The sequence below is a fragment of the Olivibacter sp. EAT-5 genome, assembly GCF_044784325.1.
In the GTDB taxonomy this organism is placed as follows: Bacteria; Bacteroidota; Bacteroidia; order Sphingobacteriales; family Sphingobacteriaceae; genus Olivibacter; species Olivibacter oleidegradans.
The window spans coordinates 2,851,389-2,875,034 of the sequence record NZ_CP173028.1; the positions used below are offsets into that span (position 1 = coordinate 2,851,389).

At 40.3% G+C, this 23,646-nt stretch carries 19 protein-coding genes; 5 read left to right on the forward strand and 14 right to left on the reverse strand.

Features of this window, described 5'->3' with window-relative positions:
* Positions 1-98: 98 nt before the first annotated feature.
* From ACH11B_RS11690 to ACH11B_RS11705, 4 genes are all read left to right on the forward strand, one after another.
* The gene (locus tag ACH11B_RS11690; RefSeq protein WP_013665496.1) at positions 99-461 is read left to right on the forward strand and encodes a DUF6686 family protein; all 363 of its coding nucleotides are present in this window, start codon (positions 99-101) and stop codon (positions 459-461) included.
* Positions 462-679: 218 nt separating this feature from the next.
* On the forward strand, positions 680-1,207 hold the full coding sequence (locus tag ACH11B_RS11695) for a ferritin (RefSeq protein ID WP_013665497.1): 528 nt from the start codon (positions 680-682) through the stop codon (positions 1,205-1,207).
* Positions 1,208-1,576: 369 nt separating this feature from the next.
* Positions 1,577-4,279, forward strand: coding sequence for a TonB-dependent receptor (locus ACH11B_RS11700; protein WP_377612652.1), 2,703 nt, complete (start codon positions 1,577-1,579; stop codon positions 4,277-4,279).
* Between the two features lie 195 nt (positions 4,280-4,474).
* Positions 4,475-6,766, forward strand: coding sequence for a GH92 family glycosyl hydrolase (locus ACH11B_RS11705; protein WP_377612650.1), 2,292 nt, complete (start codon positions 4,475-4,477; stop codon positions 6,764-6,766).
* Positions 6,767-6,850: 84 nt separating this feature from the next.
* Here ACH11B_RS11705 and ACH11B_RS11710 read toward each other — a convergent pair whose 3' ends face one another.
* The 9 genes from ACH11B_RS11710 to pyrR form a co-directional block, all read right to left on the reverse strand.
* Positions 6,851-8,155, reverse strand: a complete 1,305-nt coding sequence (locus tag ACH11B_RS11710) for a folylpolyglutamate synthase/dihydrofolate synthase family protein (protein WP_013665500.1) — start codon at positions 8,153-8,155, stop codon at positions 6,851-6,853.
* An 18-nt stretch (positions 8,156-8,173) separates the two neighbouring features.
* Positions 8,174-8,992, reverse strand: a complete 819-nt coding sequence (locus tag ACH11B_RS11715) for an energy transducer TonB (RefSeq protein ID WP_130856379.1) — start codon at positions 8,990-8,992, stop codon at positions 8,174-8,176.
* A gap of 23 nt (positions 8,993-9,015) precedes the next feature.
* The gene (locus ACH11B_RS11720; protein WP_013665502.1) at positions 9,016-9,426 is read right to left on the reverse strand and encodes a biopolymer transporter ExbD; all 411 of its coding nucleotides are present in this window, start codon (positions 9,424-9,426) and stop codon (positions 9,016-9,018) included.
* An 87-nt stretch (positions 9,427-9,513) separates the two neighbouring features.
* Positions 9,514-10,215, reverse strand: a complete 702-nt coding sequence (locus ACH11B_RS11725) for a MotA/TolQ/ExbB proton channel family protein (protein ID WP_013665503.1) — start codon at positions 10,213-10,215, stop codon at positions 9,514-9,516.
* A gap of 80 nt (positions 10,216-10,295) precedes the next feature.
* Complete coding sequence (locus ACH11B_RS11730) at positions 10,296-11,333, reverse strand: hypothetical protein (protein WP_377612648.1); 1,038 nt, start codon at positions 11,331-11,333, stop codon at positions 10,296-10,298.
* Between the two features lie 42 nt (positions 11,334-11,375).
* A complete protein-coding gene (locus ACH11B_RS11735; protein WP_049794982.1) occupies positions 11,376-13,094 on the reverse strand; it encodes a hypothetical protein in 1,719 nt (572 codons plus the stop codon).
* Between the two features lie 54 nt (positions 13,095-13,148).
* Positions 13,149-16,295 carry a tetratricopeptide repeat protein gene (locus ACH11B_RS11740; RefSeq protein WP_130856382.1) on the reverse strand — a complete coding sequence of 1,049 codons (3,147 nt, stop codon included), beginning with the start codon at positions 16,293-16,295 and terminating at the stop codon, positions 13,149-13,151.
* Between the two features lie 144 nt (positions 16,296-16,439).
* Positions 16,440-17,378, reverse strand: coding sequence for an aspartate carbamoyltransferase catalytic subunit (locus tag ACH11B_RS11745; protein ID WP_013665507.1), 939 nt, complete (start codon positions 17,376-17,378; stop codon positions 16,440-16,442).
* A gap of 21 nt (positions 17,379-17,399) precedes the next feature.
* Positions 17,400-17,951 carry a bifunctional pyr operon transcriptional regulator/uracil phosphoribosyltransferase PyrR gene (gene pyrR, locus ACH11B_RS11750; RefSeq protein WP_013665508.1) on the reverse strand — a complete coding sequence of 184 codons (552 nt, stop codon included), beginning with the start codon at positions 17,949-17,951 and terminating at the stop codon, positions 17,400-17,402.
* 287 nt (positions 17,952-18,238) lie between these two features.
* On the opposite strand from pyrR, the gene ACH11B_RS11755 reads away from it, so the two are divergent.
* Positions 18,239-18,400, forward strand: coding sequence for a lmo0937 family membrane protein (locus ACH11B_RS11755; RefSeq protein WP_130856384.1), 162 nt, complete (start codon positions 18,239-18,241; stop codon positions 18,398-18,400).
* Positions 18,401-18,410: 10 nt separating this feature from the next.
* Here ACH11B_RS11755 and ACH11B_RS11760 read toward each other — a convergent pair whose 3' ends face one another.
* The 5 genes from ACH11B_RS11760 to ACH11B_RS11780 all read right to left on the reverse strand — a co-directional run bounded on the left by ACH11B_RS11760 (position 18,411) and on the right by ACH11B_RS11780 (position 23,548).
* Positions 18,411-18,830, reverse strand: a complete 420-nt coding sequence (locus tag ACH11B_RS11760) for a DUF983 domain-containing protein (RefSeq protein WP_013665509.1) — start codon at positions 18,828-18,830, stop codon at positions 18,411-18,413.
* Between the two features lie 293 nt (positions 18,831-19,123).
* Entirely contained in the window at positions 19,124-19,969 is an 846-nt protein-coding gene (locus tag ACH11B_RS11765) for a neutral zinc metallopeptidase (protein ID WP_013665510.1), read from the reverse strand.
* Between the two features lie 90 nt (positions 19,970-20,059).
* Positions 20,060-20,386 (reverse strand): DUF3276 family protein, encoded by a 327-nt coding sequence (locus ACH11B_RS11770; protein ID WP_013665511.1) that lies wholly within the window; start codon positions 20,384-20,386, stop codon positions 20,060-20,062.
* 211 nt (positions 20,387-20,597) lie between these two features.
* Complete coding sequence (locus tag ACH11B_RS11775; protein ID WP_013665512.1) at positions 20,598-20,813, reverse strand: hypothetical protein; 216 nt, start codon at positions 20,811-20,813, stop codon at positions 20,598-20,600.
* A 461-nt stretch (positions 20,814-21,274) separates the two neighbouring features.
* Positions 21,275-23,548 (reverse strand): aconitate hydratase, encoded by a 2,274-nt coding sequence (locus tag ACH11B_RS11780; protein WP_377612645.1) that lies wholly within the window; start codon positions 23,546-23,548, stop codon positions 21,275-21,277.
* Positions 23,549-23,646: the final 98 nt, after the last annotated feature.

The window sequence follows — 23,646 nt, forward strand, 5'->3', positions numbered from 1 at the left end:
CAATCAGCAAGAAATAGTGAAAAATAATATTCATTAATTTGGACTGATTATACATAATCGCTATATTCGCATTGGTAAAATTAAAATGTTTGCAGAATATGCTTTGTGGTCTTGCAAGTTTAGAGGAGATTTTTAGAACAGAACATGGCGCTGTATTACAATGCAGCAATAAAAACTGCTACTGGTTGGAATTTGCAGGTGATTGTACGCCTTTTAAAGTGGCCGATTTTATAAGTTTTAGAAAACAAGTGGATACCATAGCTGTCGATGAATTGTTATGTGCGCCTACTTCAAGCTCTGATTTAACCATTTTGATGCCTTTTAGATCTCAACGTTGCTTTGTGTTGAATGTGACTGAAGTAGTGAGATTAAAAGAACTGATGCAAGGGGCTAAATTTATGATGGAATTACCTGGTGTCATTAAGGACTGTCTGAAAGTATCTTCCCTGCAAAGTTATTAGTTATCAAGGTCTAGCGGTCGTAACCCCCTCATCCATTGAGCGCTTTATTGCATTCCCTCGTCTAGGAGACGAGGCCGTCTTTGAATGTGTTAATGCGGTTTAGTAATTTAGACTGAATACGTATTGATTTTATTTTAAGCAACTTAAGTCTCGTTTCTGTTATCTTTGTATAAAGATTAACGGCATTTTATCGCCGCTAAGTATTAACGATTTTGAATATGAAAGATCTATTGAGATTAAAAACTTCATTAAATGAAGAAATAGAAAGAATATTAAATGAGCAGGTTAAAGTGGAAGCGCATTCCTCTGCTATTTATTTAGCTATGTCGTCTTGGTGTGATGATCAAGGCTTCGATTTCAGCGCGGGTTATTTTGCCAAACAGGCTGATGAAGAGCGCCACCATATGCTGAAACTGTTTAATTATATTAACGATCGTGGAGGAAAGGCCATTTCGCCGGAAATTGTTAACGTACCAAAGGATTTCGAATCTTTCAGAAGTGTTTTTGAATTGGCGTTGGAACAAGAAATGCATGTGACCGCTCAATTTAACAACATCGCTGAAAAATGCTTTAAAGTGAAAGATTTTGTTACCTTTCAGTTTATTCAATGGTTCTTGGCGGAACAAATTGAAGAAGAATATGTAGCAAGAAGAATTTTAGAAATGTTTGATGTTATTGGAGAAGAGGGAACCGGCCGTTGGGAAATCGACAAACATATACCTAAAGTAAGTTATAACGCGGAGTAAGCGCTGTTAATAATTTTTTAAAAGGAAAGCTTTAGTGATAAACTAGGGCTTTCCTTTTTTTATTGAATCATAAATACCATAATATAAATTACAGAGCCGATCGCTTTAAATATCCATCTTTAAATTTTATGACTAAGCAACAACTCTGTAAATTTTTTGACGGCTTATGTGCTAACGTGCGTCAGCTGGATCGGTATCATCGCCGATCAGACAGGCCCCAACCTATGGATAAAAAAAATATTTGCAGATGAAATAAGCATTAATTCAACTATATTAGAGTGTTTATAAGATTTAAAGTTATTTCTCGTTACTAATAAAGCATCGGTAGGATTAAAATATTATATGCACAGGGCATTGGTTTGCATAATTGTGATTTTTTCTTTTGTTACAATTGCAAAGGGACAGATACAGACAAGAGAGGTGCGCGGTGTAGTGCAAGATTCTACCGGCAGGCCGCTTGTGGGTGTGACTGTTCGGCTCTACGCAAAAAGTGATACAATGATGGCCAGCACAAACGAGCATGGACGTTTCATTTTTAACAAGGTAGCGGCCAGTGATTTTAAACTAACCTTTAGCCTGATTGGCTTTCAATTATTCGAAAGGCATTATACTTCCAATGTATTACTGCCCATAACGGAGCTTGTAACCGTTAATTTGAAGGAGCAACCACATGAACTGCAGGAAATAGCCGTATATGGCGTTATTCCGGTTGTGATCAAGCAAGACACAATTCAATATAACGCAAAGGCTTATTCCGTTCGTAAGAACGCTCTATTAGAGGAAATGATCAAGCAGATGCCGGGTTTACAGGTAGACAGAAATGGGAATATTGACGCGCAGGGGCAGCGCGTTACCAGAGTGAAGGTAAATGGAAAGGATTTTTTTGATGGTGATGTGTTGACCGCGACACGCAACCTACCGGCGGAGATCGTAGAAAATGTGCAGATCATAGATGACTATGGCGATCAGGCTAACATAACCGGCATCAAAAATACAGAACCGGAAAAAGTGTTGAATGTCACCATTAAAGAAGATAAAAATTTTGGAACTTTCGGTCAGGTTACCGCCGGAGGCGGTGTGGATGCGAATGACAAGGCGCATAGCAGATATATCGGTAGTTTCTCGGCTAATAAGTTTAAAGGGAATAAGCAAGTATCTATTTTAGGATCCACTAATAATACGAATACCAGCTTATTTAGCTTTGGCGATATCAGTGGAGCCGGTAGCCGTGATGGCACTGATTTAAGTAGCATGATTGACGGAGGGGATGGTATCAATAGTGCAAGCTCCATAGGCATGAACTATCGGGACGAAGTGGCAAAAGGGGTATCTGTCTATGGGGGCTATACATTTACGAAGCGTAGAAATCAAACAATCGGAACAACTCGATTAACCAGTATTTATCAAAATCGGCAGATTAATTCCCTCGATGAAGTAAAGTCACTTTCAGATAATATCAAGCATAAGCTTACATGGACAGTGGAGGCGAATATTGATACGGCAAATTACTTGAAAATCACGCCTACGGCCTCCTATATTACAAATGATTTATTAAATGAGAGCCACAGCGCAATAACGGATAAAAGAGTGTTCACAGACAGGCTTTATAAAACTTCGGGCACGTATAGTGATCCGAACTTTGATATCGATTTATTTTATAATCATCGTTTTCCGACAAGAGGTAGAAACCTAAGTGTAATCGCGAAGTTTGAGTATTATAAGCGTACCAGAAGCGATGTGGCAAATGATTTTTCAACGAGTATTGATTCAGGTTATAATAATCCTCAGGTCGGATACCGGCAGTTTTTGCAACGGGTAGGCAACTTCAGCTATAATAGAAGTATGTTACTGGGTATGTCTTATATGGAGCCGGTAACCAAACGAAGTTATTTGGAGTTGAATTATCAATATGAATCTAACTCCATTGCAAATGCTAGAAATACCTTCGATATAGATTCTGTTACTGCTCGGGAGTCGTTGGTAGATTCTTTAAGTATTGATTACGATTACCTTTTCCAGACGCATCAATTCGGTATTAATTACCAGGGCAGTCTTGATCGACTGAAGTATACCGTTGGCTTTGCCTTGCAACCCACGAAGTTGGATGGGAAAACGCCTTCTAGAGACGTGGTAACGCATATTAATAATTTGAACTTTGTTCCCAGTGCCCGCTTGCAATATGCGATTAATAAGACCAGCAACCTCTCGTTAAATTATAGAGGACAAAACAACCAGCCTGCATTTACACAAATTCAACCAATTAGGGATGTATCAAATCCACAGTATATTGTAGTTGGAAATGCTAATTTGAAACCGGAGTTTATGAATATGGTGAGTGTTCAGTACAGAAGCTTCAACATACAAAATGGGAGTTCGCTTTTTACCAATTTCTCCTTTACGCATATACAGGATAAAGTAGTGACAAATCGGATAAGTACACCTAATAGCACCATACAGGAAACAGCGTTTTTAAATGCAAATGGCTATTATGACTTAAGAGGCTTTTATCATTATAGTGCGCCGCTGGCAGGAAAGGTGCTGACGCTCAATTTGAATGGTTCAATGGATTACACCAATAATCTAACTTATATCAATAATGTGAGAAATGTTGGCCGAAACATGATATTTTCCCAAAATTTGCAGGTCAACTTTCAAATTGAAGATTTGTTGGAGGCTGATTTACGGAGCAGTTATACGATAAATAAGATAAGGTATAATATTCCATCTTTTATGGACGCGGGCGCTAATACATTTAGTCTTGGTTTTGGTGGGAAAGGCTATCTTCCTAAAAAATGGATTATCAGTGCCGATTTTTCGCAAAATTTTAACTCCGGGTATAGTAGTTCGATTAGCGCAAACCCAACGTTGCTCAATGTCTACATAGAGAAGTCTTTTCTACAAAATGATATGCTGGCGATCCGCTTACAGGGTTTTGACCTGTTTAATAAAAATACAGGTGTTAGGAGAGAAATTTTAGGTAATAGTATTATGGATATGCAAAATAATCGACTCGCACGGTACTTTTTAGTTTCGCTCAATATTCGCTTGCAGAAGTTTCCATCCGAAATTTAATAGCGAATGCTAAACGTTGTTTGACGTTAAGAATGCTTCGTCAGCCATCTGTTCCGGAACGAGCTTGCGACTTCTAAGCAATTTATAGCTTTAACGTTTTAGCAATATTGAAAATTTTCTATATATTAGCTCCGTGAGCTTATTTTTCACTAACCAAAGTCAGCACTATATTGAATCAAGCAAAACTAAAATCTAATGAAACGCATTATCCTTTTATTTTCTATGTACCTTGTTACTTCCACGCTTTGTGGGCAGGAAGTGAAAACTGTGTCGAATCCTGTCGATTATGTAAGTACGCTTGTGGGTACCCTGTCAAAACACAGCCTATCAACCGGCAATACTTATCCGGCGATAGCTCGCCCTTGGGGTATGAATTTTTGGTCGCCGCAAACCGGAAAAATGGGCGACGGTTGGATGTATACATACGATGCTGATAAAATCAGGGGATTCAAGCAAACCCACCAACCATCACCTTGGATGAATGATTATGGCCAGTTTGCGATTATGCCGGTTACCGGGGCAGCCCGTTTTAAAGAAGATGACCGTGCAAGCTGGTTTTCTCATAAAGCAGAAGTCGCAACTCCATACTACTATAGTGTTTATTTAGCTGATCATGATGTAACAACAGAGATCGTTCCGACGGAGAGAGCAGCGCGGTTTAGAATGAGCTTTCCGAAAACAGACAGTGCTTATGTCGTAATTGACGCTTTTGATAAAGGATCTTATATCAAAGTGATTCCGAATGAGAACAAAATTATTGGTTATTCTACTAAGAATAGTGGAGGAGTACCGGAAAATTTCAAGAATTATTTTGTGATGGAATTTGATCGGGACTTCGACGGTGTTGCTGTTTTTAACGGAGAAACACTTCGAAGTGGAATTTTAGAGTCTACCGGAGAACATGTTGGAGCGCTGATACACTTCAAAACTAGCAAAGCAGGTGAGCAGATCAACATCAAAGTCGCTTCCTCTTTTATAAGTCATGAGCAAGCGACATTAAATTTAAAGGAAATTGGGAATAAGAGTTTTGAAACCTTGAAACAGGAGGGTAAGGATGTTTGGAATGAGGCTTTAAGTAGGGTAGAAGTAGGAGGGGGCAGTATTGACCAGGTGCGTACTTTTTATTCAAATTTATATCGTACACTTTTATTTCCACGCATGTTTTTTGAATATGATGCGAATGGAAAGGTAGTGCATTATAGCCCTTATAATGGAAAAGTACTTCCGGGGTATATGTTCACAGACACAGGCTTTTGGGATACGTTTCGGTGTCTATTTCCATTCCTGAATCTCGTGTACCCCGAAATGAATACCAAAATGCAAGAAGGCTTGGTAAACGCGTATAAAGAAAGTGGGTGGCTTCCTGAATGGGCAAGTCCCGGCTTAAGAAATGTCATGGTTGGTAATAATTCGGCGTCTGTAGTGGCTGATGCTTATATTAAAGGTCTACGCGGCTACGATATTGAAACCTTATATGAAGCTTTGCTGCATGGGGCCAATCATGCCGGTCCGCTAACTGCGGTAGGTCGTGCAGGAGCTGATTTTTACAATAAACTGGGCTACGTGCCTTATGATGTAAACATCAATGAAAATGCAGCTCGGACTTTGGAATATGCCTATGATGATTTTGCCATATATCAGCTTGCTAAGAAATTGAATAAACCAAAAAAGGAAATTGAACTGTATAAAAAAAGAAGTTTAAATTATAAGAAGTTATTCGATCCTGAAACGGGTTTAATGCGGGGTAAAAATCAAGATGGAAATTTCCAAAAACCTTTTAATCCTTTCAAGTGGGGAGACGCTTTTACCGAAGGGAATAGTTGGCACTACACCTGGTCCGTATTTCATGATATACAAGGACTGATCGATTTAATGGGGGGTAAAGAAGCATTTGCTAATAAACTGGATTCCGTATTTACGTTGCCGCCTATTTACGATGATAGTTATTACGGGCAGGTAATTCATGAAATTCGAGAAATGCAGATTGCAAATATGGGTCAATATGCTCATGGGAATCAGCCAATTCAACACATGATTTATTTATACAACTATGCGAACGAGCCATGGAAAACACAGTATTGGGTTCGCGAAACCATGAATAGAATGTACTTGCCTACCCCTGATGGGTATTGCGGTGATGAAGATAATGGGCAGACCTCGGCTTGGTATGTGTTTTCAGCATTGGGCTTTTATCCGGTGGCGCCTGCAACCGACCAGTATGTTATCGGAGCGCCTTTATTTAAGCATGCTAAGATTAAATTGCCCACAGGGAAAGAGATTAGCTTGGATGCCCCTAATAATAGTTTAGATAACAGGTTTATTGCTAAGCTTTTACTTAATGGCAAAGCCTATACTAAAAATTTCTTTTCGCATGAAGAACTGGTAAAAGGAGCAACCATTCAGTTTGAGATGGGCAGTCAACCGAACAAGACACGTGGTGTCGGAAACGAGGACGTGCCTTATTCGCTTTCGAGAGAAGGAAAATAATTTAGAGATAAAGAGGTGTCAAAAAAGTGTTATTCAAACGTAGCACTTTTTTGACGCCATCTTATATTATTACCCTAACAAATTTCATTGAAAGAGTGGCAAGGCTTCTGCCACCACAAAGGTGCTTCCCCCGATAAAAATCAGATCTTCTTTTGACGCGATTTGTCCGGCAGTTTCTACAGCATGCTGTACACTATCATAGGCCTCCCCAACTAATCCATAATTAGCGGCTTGTGACTGCAAATCTATTGCCGGAAGAGCCCGTTGGAAAGCGGGGCTACAAAAGTAGAAATTGGCTTCCTTAGGAAGCAAGGTTAGCATGTGCTCAAGGTCCTTATCGCGCATTACTCCAATAACCATATGAAGTTTTTCAAAGGGTGTACGGGTAATATTTTTAATTACTTCTTTCCAGCCGTCCTCATTGTGTCCCGTATCGCATATCGTTAAGGGTTGTGCCGACAACCTCTGCCAGCGGCCCATCAAACCGGTAAGTTTTTGAACCCCTTCTAAACCATCGACTAGTTCGTTTTCGGAAACGGTGAAACCAATTTCCTTCAATATACGGATCGTGCTAAGAACACCAGGCAGATTTTTCTGTTGATAGCTTCCTCTTAAATCCAAACACAGCTCCAAGGTCTCAAACGGCTTTTCTTTTTCAGGTATTGCTTTTAGATATTGGAACTCGGTGTCCACTGCGATTTCATCTATTTTCCATTCATCACTGGCGAAGAAAATGGGTGCCACCAACTCTTGTGCTCGATTGATAAAAACGTGTTCTATAGCTTGTTGCCGCTCGCTGATAACAATGGGCGTATGACTTTTTATGATGCCGGCTTTTTCATAGGCAATTTCCGCTAGGCTATTCCCTAACATGTTCATATGATCATAACCGATGTTGGTAATCAAAGTAGCGATCGGGCTGATGATGTTTGTGGAATCTAACCGACCACCTAGGCCGGTTTCAATAACCGCAATATCAACATGCATATCAGCAAAATAACGAAAAGCCATGGCGACGGTAACCTCAAAAAAAGAAGGCTGTATCGTTTCGATCAACGATTGATTGTTTTTGACAAAATCGATTACGTAGGCCTGCGGTATCAATACCCCGTTAATTTTTATTCGCTCTCTGAAATCCAAAAGGTGAGGAGAGGTATATAAACCGGTTCTATATCCAGCTGTTTGTAAAACCGCTGCCAGCATATGTGAGCTGCTCCCTTTGCCATTAGTGCCTGCTATATGTACAGCTTTGAATGCTTTTTCCGGGTTTTCCAAGGCCGCACAAAGTGCGCGAATATTGGTTAGATCTTTCTTAAAAGCAGAAGAGCCGTCCCGTGTAAACATCGGAAGACGGCCGTATAGATAATCAATTACCTCAATATAGTTCATGATATGGAAAACGAGTGCTTACTTTACTTTAAAGTTGAACACTACAATACCCGATTGAAATTCAGGTCCTCCGTCGGTTGCATTTAACCGTGCATTTCTAACCGCCGCTTCACATTTTTCCCAAAGTGAAGCGTCTGACAAGGTGGTGCCTTTAGCACCTGCTCTCGCACGGGTTACCACGCCATTCCGATCTACTGTGATTTCTACCGCAATCCGACCGGAAAGCTGACCTTTATCTTCTATCTGCGGCCTTACTGCAAAAGATCTGTTGGGTAAGCCTACAAGGCCATTACCCGAGCCACCCTCACCGTAATTAGTGGCCATATTATTCCCTTGCAAACTACCTTGATTCCCAGGGGTCGATCCCGTACCATCGCCAACACCCACTCCTTTATTCTTCTTGCCGGTATAAAGGGCGTTGGGGTTAACGGTCGGTTTGCTTTCCTTCTTCTCCGGTGTAATGGTAGGTGTAGTAGAAGTCGGTTTTGCTTTCTCTTTAGTCACCACCGCGGGGGCATCCTCTACGTCTTGTGTAACCACTGTTTTATCATTGGTTTCTTGCGAGGCTACCGGTGTAGGTTCTTCATTTGGTACAACTTTATCAGGTTGTGTTTGATTAGCGTTGGGATCCATTGAAGGCTCATCCAAGCTCATATAATCATCGCCCATTCCTTCGTCGACGGTACCATAGTTCACAATTAACCCGCCGGTTCCAAACTCAACAGCTGGTTGGCTCAGCATCCAAAAAAAACTTAACAGCAGGAACGCAGCAAATACGCCTGCCGATATTGCAAAAGCTTTGGGGTAATTGTTGTCTTGTTTATGCTGATGATTCATCGCACACTCTCCGATTTAAATGCCTAACTCTTCTCTTTTGGTTCGGTGGCCAAAACAAGCTTTATTTTTAACTTATTGGCAATGTCCATCACCTGAATCACATCTTCAATTGCTACTGTTCTATCAACATATAAAAGCACGGTCAATTCCTGCCCTTCCTGTACATAACTTTGTAGGGTGGGCATCAATTGATCGAGCAATACTTGTTTTTTTTCTACAAAGTACTGCAAATCTTTATTAATTGACAAGCTTATGGTTCGTTTAGCTACCGACTGTTCTCCCGACTGTGACCTGGGCAACAAGAGTTTCACTACTTGAGGGTTGGCAACTGCCGAGGCCAATAAAAAGAATAGTAGCAAAAAGAACATGATATCGTTTAAGGCCGATGTGTGGACCTCTGCAGCTGGTCTATGGTGTCTTTTTCTTAAATTCATTGGAAATACATTTTTGAATTAATGGCCCTGAACATTACCGGTGCCTGAAAGTTTCAAATCTCAGTGGAAGTAATGCCAAAAACCAATTTAGCTGCCTGGTTCGTCCAATAGATCGATAAACTCAATGGCATCTGTTTCCATGCGAAGAATTAAACGGTCAACCATCATATTCAATATATGATACCCTACATAGGCAATAATACCGATAATGAGTCCGGATGCAGAAGTAATCATTTTTGTATATAAGCCTCCGGATACGGTGCCGATTTCAATTACTCCTTTTATGGAGACCTCATGGAAAATTGTAATCACCCCAATGATTGTACCAACAAAACCTAGCATTGGTGCAATACCTGCAATGATACCTAATATATTAATATTTTTCTCAAGTTTTGATACTTCCAGTTTACCGACGTTCTCAATCGCTCCTTCAATATCTTTAATGGGTCTACCGATACGGGTAAGCCCTTTTTGAAGCATGGCCCCTAAAGGTCCGTTACTATTCCTGCAAAGCGCCAATGCGGCCTCCAAACGGCCCGACATGATGTTCTGCTTGACCTGAATCATAAGATTCGAATCATAACGGGAAGCTTTTTTTATGGTCAAGTACCTTTCTATAAAAATTACCAAACCCAAGAAAGCGAGAATGGCGATAGGAATCATCACCCATCCTCCTTTAATAAGCAGGTCTAACAAACTTAAATCTTCAATCGGTGCAGTAGAAGGGCCCGGTGCGGTAAGCATCGAGTCCAATGTAGCGGGTGTGTCTGTAACTTGTAATAAAAACATGTTTTATAAATAATAATTTTGTTTTACACTGTTTGTTTAATATCGGTACCAAGATAAAATTTATTCCCGGCATTTATACACTAGGGATATATATATGCTTCTTTCGTTATCTCGTTCCTAACTTTTTCCAATTGCTCCTTTGCAGCCTCTTTAGTTGGATAGGACCCATAGCATATCTTTTTTCTATTATTGGGCATATTGCTTTCCAGGACAAATGCATTAATACCGATCGTTCTAAAATATTTTGCTTGTTCAATCGCTAATTTCATGGTTTTAAACGAGCCGATTACAATTGAAAACGGTTTTTCTTTTGATGCCTTTCGTACAAGCGGCTCTTTTTCTTCTTTAGATACACGCTGATTCAGCGAATCGGCTAAAGAGTCGGCCGGAAGGCCGGTTGTCGTTGTATCTGGTAGGTTAGTGGATGTGTCCTTTGCTGTGTTTGCTGAGCCATTCGTTGTATCTTTCAAGGCAACGTTAATTTCGTTTTGATGCGGCGGAATACCGGGCTCCTGACGCTTCCAGAATAAAAATGCAGCTAGCCCGATAGCGATAATGCCGGTTACTACCCAAAGCCAAACATTATTATTTGTTTCCCTTTGGTTCGCTACGGTCTCATAGCTAATTTCAGGCTGTTCCGGCTCAGTAGGAATCGCAGGTTCTTGTAGTATCGTATCGGGCTGTTCCTGTACAGCCGGTAACTCTTCCGGTAAAGACTCTTCTTTATAATCATCCACCGGCTGTAAGCCCCAAAACGATTGAAGTTCTTTTGAAATCAACGTATACGTTCCATCCATTTGCTTTAGATAACCTATTGGCTCTAACTTCGCTTCACCCTGTTCGTCAATATCAGTCAGCAAACGATTTACTGTTTTATCGACAACGTCAATTGCTTCCTCATTGGATAAGTGCATGGATTTAGCAACATAGTCAACTAGGTAATTATCGGTCGTTGCGTGAGGAATGAGCGAATAGCTGCTTGTAGGAGGCAAAAACTTTTCTAATTGCTCATCGTATCGAGCTGCAATGCGCGCTTTGGTGAAAACACCAATACCCGGTACCCCGACTTGTGGATGTATAAGTAAGAGTTGATGCAAGTATTGGCCTAAATTAAACATTCCTTCTTTCGTTTGAGTCGGCAAATTTAGAAAGCTTAACAATTAAAACGAAACGTTTACACCGCCTATTATATTAAAGCCTAAGCGTGGGTAGTATAAGAAGCGTTCGTAACCTTTGTTTAGTAAATTATTTCCCCTGACGTATACGCCAATCTGCTTTGTAGCGCGGTATTCCAATCCGGCACTAATATCAACAAACGATGGCATGGATACAGTAACAGGTGCATTTGGATCTGTACCGCTTACACCGGCATATTGCTGATAACTTTTAGCTTTCATCGCATCGTTGAAGAAAAGCTCGCCATCTATGTATACCTTTTTGCTGATATTGATCCGAGTATTAGCAGCGAGGCGCAATTTTGGAATATACCAAGCTTCAGCTTCATTTTCCAAATCATACTCGTTAAACAATAAATTACCGCCTAAGCTGACCGCTTCAGATACGCGGACGTTAATATCTCCTTCTAAACCAAAGACTTTATTCTTTTCTCCACGATCGTATATGATATCATATCTTGAAGGTGAATTAGGCTGAATAGCGTAAAAAGGCAGGTCGCTGATTTGTTTGTAAAAGACGCCAACTTTATAACCAAAGGTAGCGCCGGCATTGCCTTTTAATCCTCCAAAAACGTGCAGTTTTTCCAACATATTACGTACAACTAGGCTATTGCTTGTTGTGTCCAGGAAAGGGCTTTCCGTAAGAAAAGGGTTTTCATTAGCTAACGACCGGAATGAGGTTTTAACAACATCTCCCTTCACACCGGCATATATGCTCGCATATTCTGGCACTAAGGCGAAATCAAAGTCGACAGTTGGGAAAATATTGTTTCTATTCTCTTCCCCGCCAAATTCGCTTACTAAAGTAGCTCCCAAGGTCAATTTATAATTCTTTCCCTGAAAACGGATATAGGGATTCAAACGGGCGATATGATTTCCTAAGCTTAAATCATTACTCTTGAGACTGGTAAAATCTCCCGAAACATTCGCCCCCACATTAAAAGCGTTGACTTTTTTGTTGATGTTAGCACTGAGGGCAAAGGAATTTTCTTTCGTTGAGAAAGCATTGCCGAACAGGTATCCATCTACTTTAAGCGAATAGCTTAACAACTCTTCGTTATCCTCATAATTACTGTTCAATTCTCCTTTAAGGTAAAGGTCGTTATAATGCTGCTTCGTAGGGTCGGTGTTTAATTCCGGCTGAAGGGGAACAAAACCATAATATCGCGTTGCATAACGATTAAAGCCGATTTCTCCATTCAACGTTATTCTGTCTAAGATACTTCTTCCGAATAACCCGATTTTTTGCTCGCTAAAATTCTGCCCCTCGTAATCCGATCCTTTTTGACTGAGGTGTTTTGCAAAACCGCCTACTTGAAGTGCTTGATCTTCACCGTTACTAATGTAGACCTCCCCTAAGAGGGTGTTAAAGTTTCCGGCCCCTATTTTCGCGTAGTTATTGGTTAATATATCTGGTCGCATCGCAGGCAATTGTTGTATTTCTAAGCGATGTGTTCCCGTATTGATATCTAGTTTTCTGTCGAAAACAGAATAGTTAAGTTTAGACAGGTATTTACGATTATTCGTGAGGTCGGGACTTTGTCTGATTTTTACCGCATCAGCCAAAATAGGTTTGTAGTCCCGAACAACTTCAATTTCCCCTAAATTTCCTTTGGCCTCCTCTTGCGGTACTTGCTCTTCTTCTTGCGCAAACGCAACGAAGGAACAAAAACCTAAGCCGATTAGTAATGTATATTTTAACATTGAAGAATTCAATATCATGGTATTTCGTTATTTAGATAGTATGAATGAACTTATTTATAAAGCTTGTTTCTCAACCGCGGATGAATCTAAAGTAGTACTGTCAGTTTCCGTACTGTCTACCGCAGTAGAATCGCTTTCTGTTTTTACACTATCTGTTACTTTCTTAGTATCTATTTTTTTTCCGGTTAATTTTTCTAAACGTTCTTTTGCTGTAGGAATGATATCATCTTTACCTTCGTAATTCTCGATAATACTCTGTAAAGTACTTTTCGCCTGGAATTCATCTTTTAGTTTTGTATAGCAGTCGGCTAATAAAATAAAGCTTTTCGCAACCCAGTAGTCATAAGACGGCATATTCTTAATTAAATCGAAAGCGGTTTCCTGAGCGGCTTTATATTCGCCAGCTTCATATTGTAACTTACCGATATTGTATTTTGCTTCTGCACCGACAATCGTTTGGCTGTTGGCTACCGCCTGATTTAATTCCTTTCGGGCAGTGCTTAAGTCGCCTTTTAACATATGCGCTTTTGCAGCATAAAGATCTGCTTTTGCCTTATCCTCAACAGAAGACTTTTCATATTCCTTCACATATCGCGCATACATAAGCGTATTGTCAAAGTCATGAATATTGAAATAGGCTACCATCAGGTTATTGATGGCAAAGTTATAGTGCGATTTATACTCAGCAGTAAGCTCTAATTTTTTCAGTGGTGCAATCGCCTCGTTATATTTCTTTTGATCAAGATATAAATTGGACACACTCAATAAGGTTCGTTCTGTGTAGGCACTTGTCCAATCGTTCAAAATAATGTTAAAGTCATGCAAAGCTTCTTGCGGATGCCCGGTTTTGTACAAACTTTCCGCACGTATGAAACGTGCAAATTTTTCCTGTATAGGTTTCGGAAATTTATCGAAATAGGCATTCACTGCTTCAATAGCTGCTTGATAATCACCTCTGGAGAAGTAATTGTTTGCTACTTGAAAAGTAATATTGTCTTGTTCAGCCGTCGACAAATCACCAATGGCCGTTGTGCCTGCATAATCCAAGAATCCTTGCGCATCCCCTTTATCAATATAGATATTCTGTATCGACTTTAACGCCTGTTTTGCTTCTTCTGTTGTTGGATATTGTTCAACTACTCGTTGAAAGGTTCTGACCGCAGCGTCGTTGTTGTCACTATTGTACTGAACCAAACCAATGGTGACAAGTGCTCTCGGCACGTAGCTACTGCGTGGATATTTCTCAATCATATCCTGTAAACCTTGAATCGCTATTTCATTTTCTCCCTTAAGGAAAAAAGTATAGGGTATCTCAAAGTTTGCGTCGTCTGCATAGTTGGAGTTGGGATATCGCGCCAATAAATCCGTCATAATACTGATCTTGCCATCGGCGTCGCCCTGTAGGCCCCTGATAATACCACTTTGAAACAAAGCATAATCCTGTGTTTTAGCTTTTGTACTCATGAGCTTATTGTACTGCTCCATCGCATTACCATAATCCTTCAACATAAAATATGAATCGCCTAAACGCGCAATGGCATCATTTCTTGTATTCAGCTCAATGGGCTCTCCACTATTTAGAAATTTAGCAAAATAGTTGGCAGAAGTACGATAATTATCGTTACGGAAGGCCGCATAAGCAAGTGCATAATTGGCGTAATTATAAACGTCTGTGTTTTTTGCTGCCGGATACTGCAGAAACTTGCTGAAATTTGTTGTGGCTTCACCGTATTTTCTGACTTCGTACATCGCTTCCGCTTTCCAATAGGTTGCTAAAGCTAGGAGTTCCGGATCGTATGGGTTCTGTTCAGAACGCATAAAGATCGAAATGGCATTTTCAAAAGCCCGCTCATTGTAATATTCCAAACCGCGGAAGTAAGTCACTTTTTGATAAGCGGCATTTGCCTCTTTGGTCCTTTTCGGAATGGATTCCAGGATATCCACTGCCGATCGATAATTCTTTGTACTCAATAAAACCTCTGCCAGCAACGTTTTCGCCTCGTCGAGGTTTTTAGAACGTGGGTAGGTTTTCAAGTACTCTTGGGTGGCGTCTAAGGCTACTTGGTGAAATTCCAGCTCATAAGACAACTTAGCGTAATTCAGCAGTCCCTGCTCTTTCATGGAAGGATCAAAATCAAGTTTCGATGCTCTGAAAAAAGCATTACGAGCACTCTCTTTGTTGCCTAATTTTAAAAAGGAATCCCCTAAGATGATCATTCCGCTTTGGAAATAAGCGTCCGGTTCCGTTAACTTTTCCAGTTCTTTAATAGCTTTCTCATAATTGCCATTCTTGTAGGCAATATATCCTATCTGATAATCATCTTGATTATTTTGGGTTTTCCCTTGATCTTGGGCTTGAAATTTGTCATAGTATTCTTTCGCCTTGGCTAAGTCGTTCTTAGCAAAGTAGGTGGCACCTACGATACGGAAAATCTCTGTTTCGTTCTCCTGTTTAGTTCGTTCTAAAATGGGCAGTATATAAGAAAGAACATCATCATAACGTTTGTCGAGGAAGTAGAGCGCCGCGATGTAGTATGGATAGCTGTTCTCGTATGCTTTTGATCCCTTTAAACGCTCAAATTCTTTTAATGCGATTTTATATTCCGCATCCAGGTAGGACAGATAAGCATAATAGTAGATGGAAGCCTCTTGATATTGGCCTCTTTCTTCCTTTAGGCGTTCAAATAAGGGTTTTGCTGCTTTATAATCTTCTGTCATAAAGAGCGAATAACCCAATTTGAAGCGATATTCGGTGTTTTCAGAACCGCTTAGATTTCCACCGTCTAATTTCTTGAACCATTCAATCGCTTTCGGATAATTCTTTTTTGCAAAATAGGATCGTCCTACCTGAAAGTAGGCAGCTTTCGTATTGGCACTTGTTGGATGATCTTTTATGAATTTTAGAAATAGGCCTTCGGCATCGTGATTGCCTAATTCAAGCGCACAAACCGCTTGATAAAAACGTGCATTTTCTTTCAGTAATGAAATTTGGTCACTTTCATCTTGTTGTATAGTCGTATTGGTACGGATGGTTTCAACTTTACCAAGCTGGTTATAAGCCGAGGCATATTTTCCCCTTTCGTACAGCTCCATACCTGTTTTATAAGCTTGGTTAAGAGATTGCCAAGCACTTTGTTGGGCGAGGGCACTGCTGGCGAAAAGACTAAGTGCTAGACTAATACGAGTGAATTTATTAAACATGTTGTTCAAATTCTTTTTATGCTAAATTAATGGGATGTTATGAAGTTTTGTACACTATTACTTAACAAATGTTAATAACCTCTTACTATAACGGCAATAATTGTGAAATAATGTGTACGATAAATATTTTTGATTGATGCTTCCTTAAACACGTTTTCCGGCAAGGAGGTACAATACAGCCATTCTCACTGCTACGCCATTTTGAACCTGATCCAGAATAATCGAATGCTGGCTGTCGGCCACATCACTTGTAATTTCTACACCACGATTGATCGGCCCGGGGTGCATGATGGTTATCTTTTTATCTAAGGATTCAAGTATCGTTTTATTCAAACCATACAGCATCGAATATTCTCTTAAAGAGGGGAAATAATTGATATCCTGACGCTCCAGCTGAATTCGTAACATATTGGCTACGTCGCACCAGTGAAGCGCCTTGAGCAGGTCATGCTCCACTTTAACGCCCAGCGAAGTAATATATTTAGGAATAAGCGTTGTAGGACCGCATACCAGTACTTCGGCCCCGAGCTTTTGTAAGCATAAAATATTGGAAAGGGCGACCCTTGAATGTAAGATATCGCCAATAATGGCTACTTTTTTTCCGGCAACATCGCCATATTGCTCTCTTATAGAAAACGCATCGAGCAAGGCTTGTGTTGGATGCTCGTGTGCTCCATCTCCTGCATTTATAATTTGGGCATCGACATGTTTACTTAAAAAAACGCCTGCACCGGGATAAGGGTGTCGCATAACAATCATATCTACCTTCATTGCCAAGATGTTATTTACCGTGTCAATGAGTGTTTCGCCTTTGCTGACTGAAGAAGAAGAAGCCGCAAAGTTGATGACATCTGCCGACAGACGTTTTTCGGCGAGCTCAAAGGACAGTCTGGTGCGTGTCGAGTTCTCAAAAAAGACATTGGCAATTGTAATATCACGTAATGAAGGTACCTTTTTGATTGGGCGGTTGATGACATCCTTAAAAGTGGCTGCTGTGTCCAATATCAGGTGGATATCTTCTGCGGACAAGTCTTTTATGCCTAATAAGTGTTTGGTGCTTAGCTGTTGTGCTGTTTCTGCCATTGTATATGCAATCAAAAATTTCTAATTGTTTTCTTCTGTTAGAAGGATGATTTGGTCTTGTGTGTCCGTTTCGCGCCAGTTAACAATGACCCGTTGCGAATTAATGGAATCCACTTGAATGCCAATATAGTCTGGCTGAATGGGCAGATGTCTTGAAAATCTGCGATCAACAAGTACCAGTAATTCCACCTTTTCAGGGCGGCCAAAAGCTTGTATGGCATCTAACGATGATCGGATCGTCCGGCCTGTCCACAGTACATCGTCGATCAAGATGACTTTTTTGTTCTCGATCACAAAATTTATGTTTGTACTGTTAGGAACTAGCGGACCGTTTTCTTTGCGACGAAAATCATCCCGATAGAAAGTAATATCAAGCTCACCGAATAAAATGGAGTCGATCTGTAATATTCTTTGTAGTTCTTCCCGTATCCGTTTTGCCAAGTAAATGCCCCTCGGTTGGATACCGATGATCACTGAATTCTTGAAGTCATGATGATTTTCAATTAACTGTTGGCAAAGACGTTGAATGGTGATTTGAAACTTTAGACCACTTAATAATATAGATTGTTGCATTAGAAATCTGTTTGGTTGAGCGTATAAAACCTTGTTTTTTTCTTTTTCCCTGCTAATCCTCGTAATTGCCTCAAGCTAATGGAATTATTCTATTTTATTTGCAAAAATAGATAAAATTGGTCTCATATGCAATGACCGAAAGGCTGTTCGTCATTCAATGAACATAAAAACATAGTTGACGGTAAGGGAGAAATGAATGTGGATATGCGAATTGATTTATTGTGATGACCGATGCCGGAAAACAAAAGATATACTTAAATGGTTGTTCTTGTATTAGACAGGATATTATGAGAGCGTTATTTTATATTATTGCTATTATATTGTTGATTGGGTGGGCTTTGGGTACTTTTGTATATGCCGTGGGAAACTTGATTTACATACTATTGGTGCTTGCCATTGTCGCGCTTGTTTTAGGCTTGGCACGCAGGAATATTCGAAAAAGCCAATAGGTGCTGTTTTTTATGCGGGTGTCTGATCGTTTTTATTTCCTGATAAATCCGGTCTATATTTGAGCGTCGGATCTAACCAATACATTTGTATAATGCGCGAGTATCGATAGTTGAGAGGAGCCAAAAGCAAAATTCCCGGAATGATTATGCCAACATATAACCAGGGATTGTCAGATCCGCCGGATAAAACGAACGTCGCTATTCCAAGCGTTACTATTTCTGCTACATTAAATACGTAGGTAACGTACATGGCTGTATAAAAGTAGCCTGGGTTGCGTTCAAAAGTTAAACCACAATGGCCGCATTCTTCATACATTGTATTGGAGAAAAAGCTCTTGAACATATTGCCCTGTCTACAACGTGGACATTTTCCTTTCAACATGGCAGGAAAGGCGGGAATAAACTTGCTTGAACGGCTATCTTGAGTCATGTAAATTGAACAATTTGATTTGCTGAATGTGTGATTTTAAATCGTAATTATCACCCTGACTGGTCGAGGCTATTCTCAAATGCGAGAAATATCCATGCGACCCTCCCGCAAACTTAGACAAATTTATTTTTATATGCATGAAAACGGTACGTATACAGGATAAATTTGCTTCTTACCTTTGCTGAGCTCGGTTCTCGTTGGCTACTAGTCTTTATAGAAGAAATAGATAGAATCAAAGTCCGACTTTAGTCTTAACCCCTTTTAAAAAAATGACATTTAGGGCGCGGGAAGCTCTACCGATCGTTATTAAAAGTATCTCCCTGGTTAACATCTCCTGTTTGATAACCTTTTTTAAACCAGTAAACTCTTTGCGCTGATGTCCCGTGTGTAAAAGCGTCGGGAACAATCTGACCCTGAGCCTGCATTTGAAGTTTATCATCTCCTATTGCATTGGCCGCTTGTAAGCCGGCCTCAATGTCACCTTCCTCGAGTAGCTGTTCTAACTTATTGGCATGATGTGCCCATACACCGGCTAAAAAATCCGCTTGTAGTTCTAGCTTAACGGATAATTTATTATACTCCTTCTCACTTAAACGGGTACGCATTTGTTGCACCTTATTCATTGTGCCATTCAAATGCTGTATATGATGGCCAACTTCATGGGCAATAACGTAGGCCATTGCAAATTCTCCCGGAGCACCGAACCGGTTTTTTAGTTCATCGTTGAAACTTAGGTCAATAAAGAGTTTTTGATCGGCAGGGCAGTAGAAAGGTCCCATGGCGGTCATGCCTGCGCCGCATTCAGTAGCAGTTTGGTCGCGGAACACGACTAAAGTAGGCGTTTGATAGGCAGCGCCTTCTTGCTCAAAAAGATGACTCCAGACATCTTCAGTGCTAGCTAAAACCGTCCTGACAAAGGATGTTAACTCTTTTTCTTCTTCACTGATTTCTACGGGTTGTTCCTGTTGCGGCGCAGCAGTTTGTAACTGTTGCAACACCTGTCCGGGATCACCTCCTAAAAAACTGACGATTAGCGCAATGACTATCGCCCCGATTCCGCCACCAACTGCTAAACCTCTTCCGGACATACCTCTTCGATCTTCGAAGTTGTCACTTTCTCTTCTGCCTTTCCAGCGCATAAATATATAAGATTAATGGTTATGCTTGGTAAACAAAAAAAGCCTCAAATGGTTGAGGCTCTTAATTGATTTCAGTCAATTAAGCAGTCTTTAGAACGAAAAATCGTCATCCTTTTTAGCGTCAGCTGTTATGCCATTTTCACTAAACTCATAACGTTTTTCAACTACTTCTTGATGGGCCTTAATATAGTCAACAGTTTCATTAAGTCCTTCGGCAAACTTTTCAAAGTCTTCTTTGTACAAGAAAATCTTATGTTTTACAAACACGCCGTCTTCCAGTCTTTTTTTACTTTCTGTAATGGTTACATAGTAATCATTCGATCTCGTGGCCTTCACGTCAAAAAAATAGGTGCGCTTTCCTGCTCTAACCTTTTTTGAAAAAACTTCTTCCCGTTCTTTGTTGTCAAAATCTCCCATTGTCAAATCTTTAAGTTTAAGTTCTCCGATTCGGTATAAATATAAATCAATATTTTCTAATAATGCAAATAGATTTTAACAATGGCTGAAAAAACTAGTTTATTAAAAGCTTCTTTTTTGAAAAAAAAACGACCTGGCAGCTCATTCTCGCTTTTTTTTCTCTTTTTTGGGGTCTACTAAAAAAATGAAAAAATATTATGCGTTTAAACGACTATTTATCCAATAAATAGTCAAAGCGATCGCCAAAGTCCTCATCATTTCGATGACTTTTAATCATGTCATCATCTAAATCTACACGGTAATTTCTAAATGGTATTTCCGCACCTAGACTTTTCAATAAAGTATAAAGCGAGTTTAGGTCAAATTCCGATCGCTGTAAACGTATCAAATATTGATTGTCAGTGATTTCAATTTTGAAGCTTTCCATGGTCGTAAACGTGTTTTTACCAAAGTTTGGAATCACGTATGAGCTGTGGATTAATTTTATGTGAAATTTTAGTTAAAAGACGAGTCGTTAAGGAGGGAGCATGGGGAAGTGGTTGAGACGTTAAGTTGTTGAGTAGGAAAATAGTTAATTAGCCAATTAGCCGATAAGCCAATGTGATGTGATTACCAGCAGCACTGGCAGTAGTAGATGCCCTACTTAAAACCTATAACTTAGAACTTATAACTTGGTAATAGCTGAAGCTTATTGCCTAGGGCTTACAGCTTGATAATTAACCGATGAGCCAATTATTTGTAAGTGTTTGCTTTTTTCGGTACTCATGAGCTTCCTACGGTCGGTTACCACTGAAAGCTGACAGCTGATATCCGAAAGCTAATAAGCTTAAAGCTAATCGCTTATAGCAAAAAAAATAAAGGTGCTCCCCAAAGAGCACCTTTATTTTTTTAAGCCTGTTGAGCTTGATTCTTGCGAATAATATTCAAAGCACCACCGGCTTTGAACCACTCTATTTGCTGTGCATTGTACGTGTGATTCACCTGAATGCGATCTTCACTTCCGTCTGTATGATGCAATACAACAGTTAATTGTTTATCAGGTGTAAAATCAGTTAGACCGATAATATCAATCGTATCGTCCTCCTTGATTAAATCATAATCAGCAGGATTGTTGAAGGTTAATGCCAACATGCCCTGCTTTTTAAGATTTGTCTCATGAATACGGGCGAAGGATTTGACCAATATCACACGAACACCGAGATGACGAGGTTCCATGGCCGCGTGTTCTCTGGAAGAGCCTTCTCCATAGTTTTCGTCTCCTACAACAATCGTGTTTATTCCAGCCGCTTTGTAGGCACGTTGCGTCGCAGGAACTGGACCATATGACCCTGTTAACTGATTTTTAACATTATCAGCGGAGTCATTGAAATAGTTGATAGCTCCTATCAACATATTATTTGAAATATTGTCTAAGTGCCCACGGTATTTTAACCATGGTCCTGCCATTGAAATATGGTCCGTCGTACATTTACCTTTTGCTTTGATAAGCAGCTTTAAGCCGGTAAGGTCTGTACCTTCCCATGCTTTAAATGGTTCAAGCAGTTGTAAGCGATCTGATGTTGGACTTACGATTACCTGAACCTGGCTACCATCCTCGGCAGGGGCTTGATACCCGGCATCTTCAACAGCAAAACCTTTAACCGGTAGCTCAAGACCTTGTGGCTCGTCCAATTTAACTTGCTCACCTTTTTCGTTTGTCAGTGTGTCCGTTAAAGGATTGAACAATAGCGATCCTGATATGGCCAAAGCCGTCACAATTTCAGGAGAAGCTACAAAGGAATGTGTATTCGGATTCCCATCGGCACGTTTCGCAAAGTTACGGTTGAAAGAAGTGATAATCGAATTCCTTTCCTTCTTTTCGGCACCATGGCGAGACCATTGACCAATACAAGGTCCGCAAGCGTTGGCTAAAACAACACCGCCAATTTTATCGAAAGTTTCTAAGAAACCATCACGCTCAACGGTATAGCGAACTTGTTCCGAGCCTGGCGTAACCGTGTATTCTGATTTAGCAACTAAATTCTTCTCTACTGCTTGTTGTGCCAATGAAGCTGCGCGGCTGATGTCTTCGTAAGATGAGTTTGTACAAGAACCGATTAAGCCTACTTCCAATTTTTCGGGCCAACCGTTTTCTTTAACAGCAGTTGCAAATTTTGAAATAGGCCAAGCCAAATCAGGCGTGAAAGGACCGTTGATATGAGGCTCCAATTCGGAAAGGTTAATTTCAATTACCTGATCGAAATATTGTTCGGGATTTGCATACACCTCAGCGTCACCTGTAAGGTGTTCTTTAATGCCATTTGCTAAATCAGCTATATCGGCACGATCGGTACCACGTAAATAGGCCTCCGATTTTTCGTCATAACCAAAAATCGAGGTTGTAGCACCAATTTCTGCACCCATATTACAAATAGTGCCTTTACCCGTTGCCGATAAAGAACGCGCACCCTCTCCGAAATACTCCACAATGGCACCGGTTCCACCTTTTACAGTTAAAATGCCTGCAACTTTTAATATAACGTCTTTTGCTGCTGTCCAGCCACTTAATTTGCCGGTTAATTTTACACCGATCAGTTTAGGGAATTTTAGCTCCCAAGGGAGCCCGGCCATTACATCGCAAGCATCAGCACCGCCGACGCCAATAGCAATCATACCTAAACCGCCCGCATTTGGTGTGTGCGAATCTGTTCCGATCATCATACCACCGGGAAACGCATAATTTTCTAATACGACCTGGTGAATGATACCTGCTCCCGGTTTCCAAAATCCGATACCATATTTATTTGACACCGAGGCTAAGAAATCATAAACCTCTTTGTTTTGATCGGTTGCTACTGCCAAATCAGTTTCTGCACCAACTTTGGCCTGGATTAAGTGATCACAATGTACAGTCGAAGGAACGGCTACTTGTGGCCGGCCAGCCTGCATAAATTGAAGTAAGGCCATCTGTGCTGTTGCATCCTGCATTGCTACACGATCCGGGGCAAAATCTACATAAGATTTTCCACGGCCATAAGCCTCATTTGCTTCACCATCCCAAAGATGGGCATATAAAATTTTCTCAGTTAAAGTAAGAGGTTTACCGACAACTTTGCGGGCTGCTGCTATACGGCTCTCGTAGCGTCCGTAAACCGCTTTGATCATTTCAATGTCAAATGCCATTTTATAAATGTTTTATTTGGATTTTACAATGCTTTAGGGGCTGTTGTGGAGCAACAAACCCAGCTAAATTGCTTTGCTGCACTCATTATCAGCTATTA

Excerpts from the sequence above, each read along its gene's own strand:
- ACH11B_RS11740 (WP_130856382.1), bottom strand. The coding sequence starts at position 16,295 with ATGTTTAATAAATTCACTCGTATTAGTCTAGCACTTAGTCTTTTCGCC.
- ACH11B_RS11725 (WP_013665503.1), bottom strand. The coding sequence starts at position 10,215 with ATGTTTTTATTACAAGTTACAGACACACCCGCTACATTGGACTCGATG.
- ACH11B_RS11720 (WP_013665502.1), bottom strand. The coding sequence starts at position 9,426 with ATGAATTTAAGAAAAAGACACCATAGACCAGCTGCAGAGGTCCACACA.
- ACH11B_RS11715 (WP_130856379.1), bottom strand. The coding sequence starts at position 8,992 with ATGAATCATCAGCATAAACAAGACAACAATTACCCCAAAGCTTTTGCA.
- ACH11B_RS11690 (WP_013665496.1), top strand. The coding sequence starts at position 99 with ATGCTTTGTGGTCTTGCAAGTTTAGAGGAGATTTTTAGAACAGAACAT.
- ACH11B_RS11730 (WP_377612648.1), bottom strand. The coding sequence starts at position 11,333 with ATGTTTAATTTAGGCCAATACTTGCATCAACTCTTACTTATACATCCA.
- ACH11B_RS11765 (WP_013665510.1), bottom strand. The coding sequence starts at position 19,969 with ATGCGCTGGAAAGGCAGAAGAGAAAGTGACAACTTCGAAGATCGAAGA.
- pyrR (WP_013665508.1), bottom strand. The coding sequence starts at position 17,951 with ATGCAACAATCTATATTATTAAGTGGTCTAAAGTTTCAAATCACCATT.
- ACH11B_RS11780 (WP_377612645.1), bottom strand. The coding sequence starts at position 23,548 with ATGGCATTTGACATTGAAATGATCAAAGCGGTTTACGGACGCTACGAG.
- ACH11B_RS11745 (WP_013665507.1), bottom strand. The coding sequence starts at position 17,378 with ATGGCAGAAACAGCACAACAGCTAAGCACCAAACACTTATTAGGCATA.
- ACH11B_RS11695 (WP_013665497.1), top strand. The coding sequence starts at position 680 with ATGAAAGATCTATTGAGATTAAAAACTTCATTAAATGAAGAAATAGAA.
- ACH11B_RS11755 (WP_130856384.1), top strand. The coding sequence starts at position 18,239 with ATGAGAGCGTTATTTTATATTATTGCTATTATATTGTTGATTGGGTGG.
- ACH11B_RS11760 (WP_013665509.1), bottom strand. The coding sequence starts at position 18,830 with ATGACTCAAGATAGCCGTTCAAGCAAGTTTATTCCCGCCTTTCCTGCC.
- ACH11B_RS11705 (WP_377612650.1), top strand. The coding sequence starts at position 4,475 with ATGAAACGCATTATCCTTTTATTTTCTATGTACCTTGTTACTTCCACG.
- ACH11B_RS11775 (WP_013665512.1), bottom strand. The coding sequence starts at position 20,813 with ATGGAAAGCTTCAAAATTGAAATCACTGACAATCAATATTTGATACGT.
- ACH11B_RS11710 (WP_013665500.1), bottom strand. The coding sequence starts at position 8,155 with ATGAACTATATTGAGGTAATTGATTATCTATACGGCCGTCTTCCGATG.
- ACH11B_RS11735 (WP_049794982.1), bottom strand. The coding sequence starts at position 13,094 with ATGTTAAAATATACATTACTAATCGGCTTAGGTTTTTGTTCCTTCGTT.
- ACH11B_RS11770 (WP_013665511.1), bottom strand. The coding sequence starts at position 20,386 with ATGGGAGATTTTGACAACAAAGAACGGGAAGAAGTTTTTTCAAAAAAG.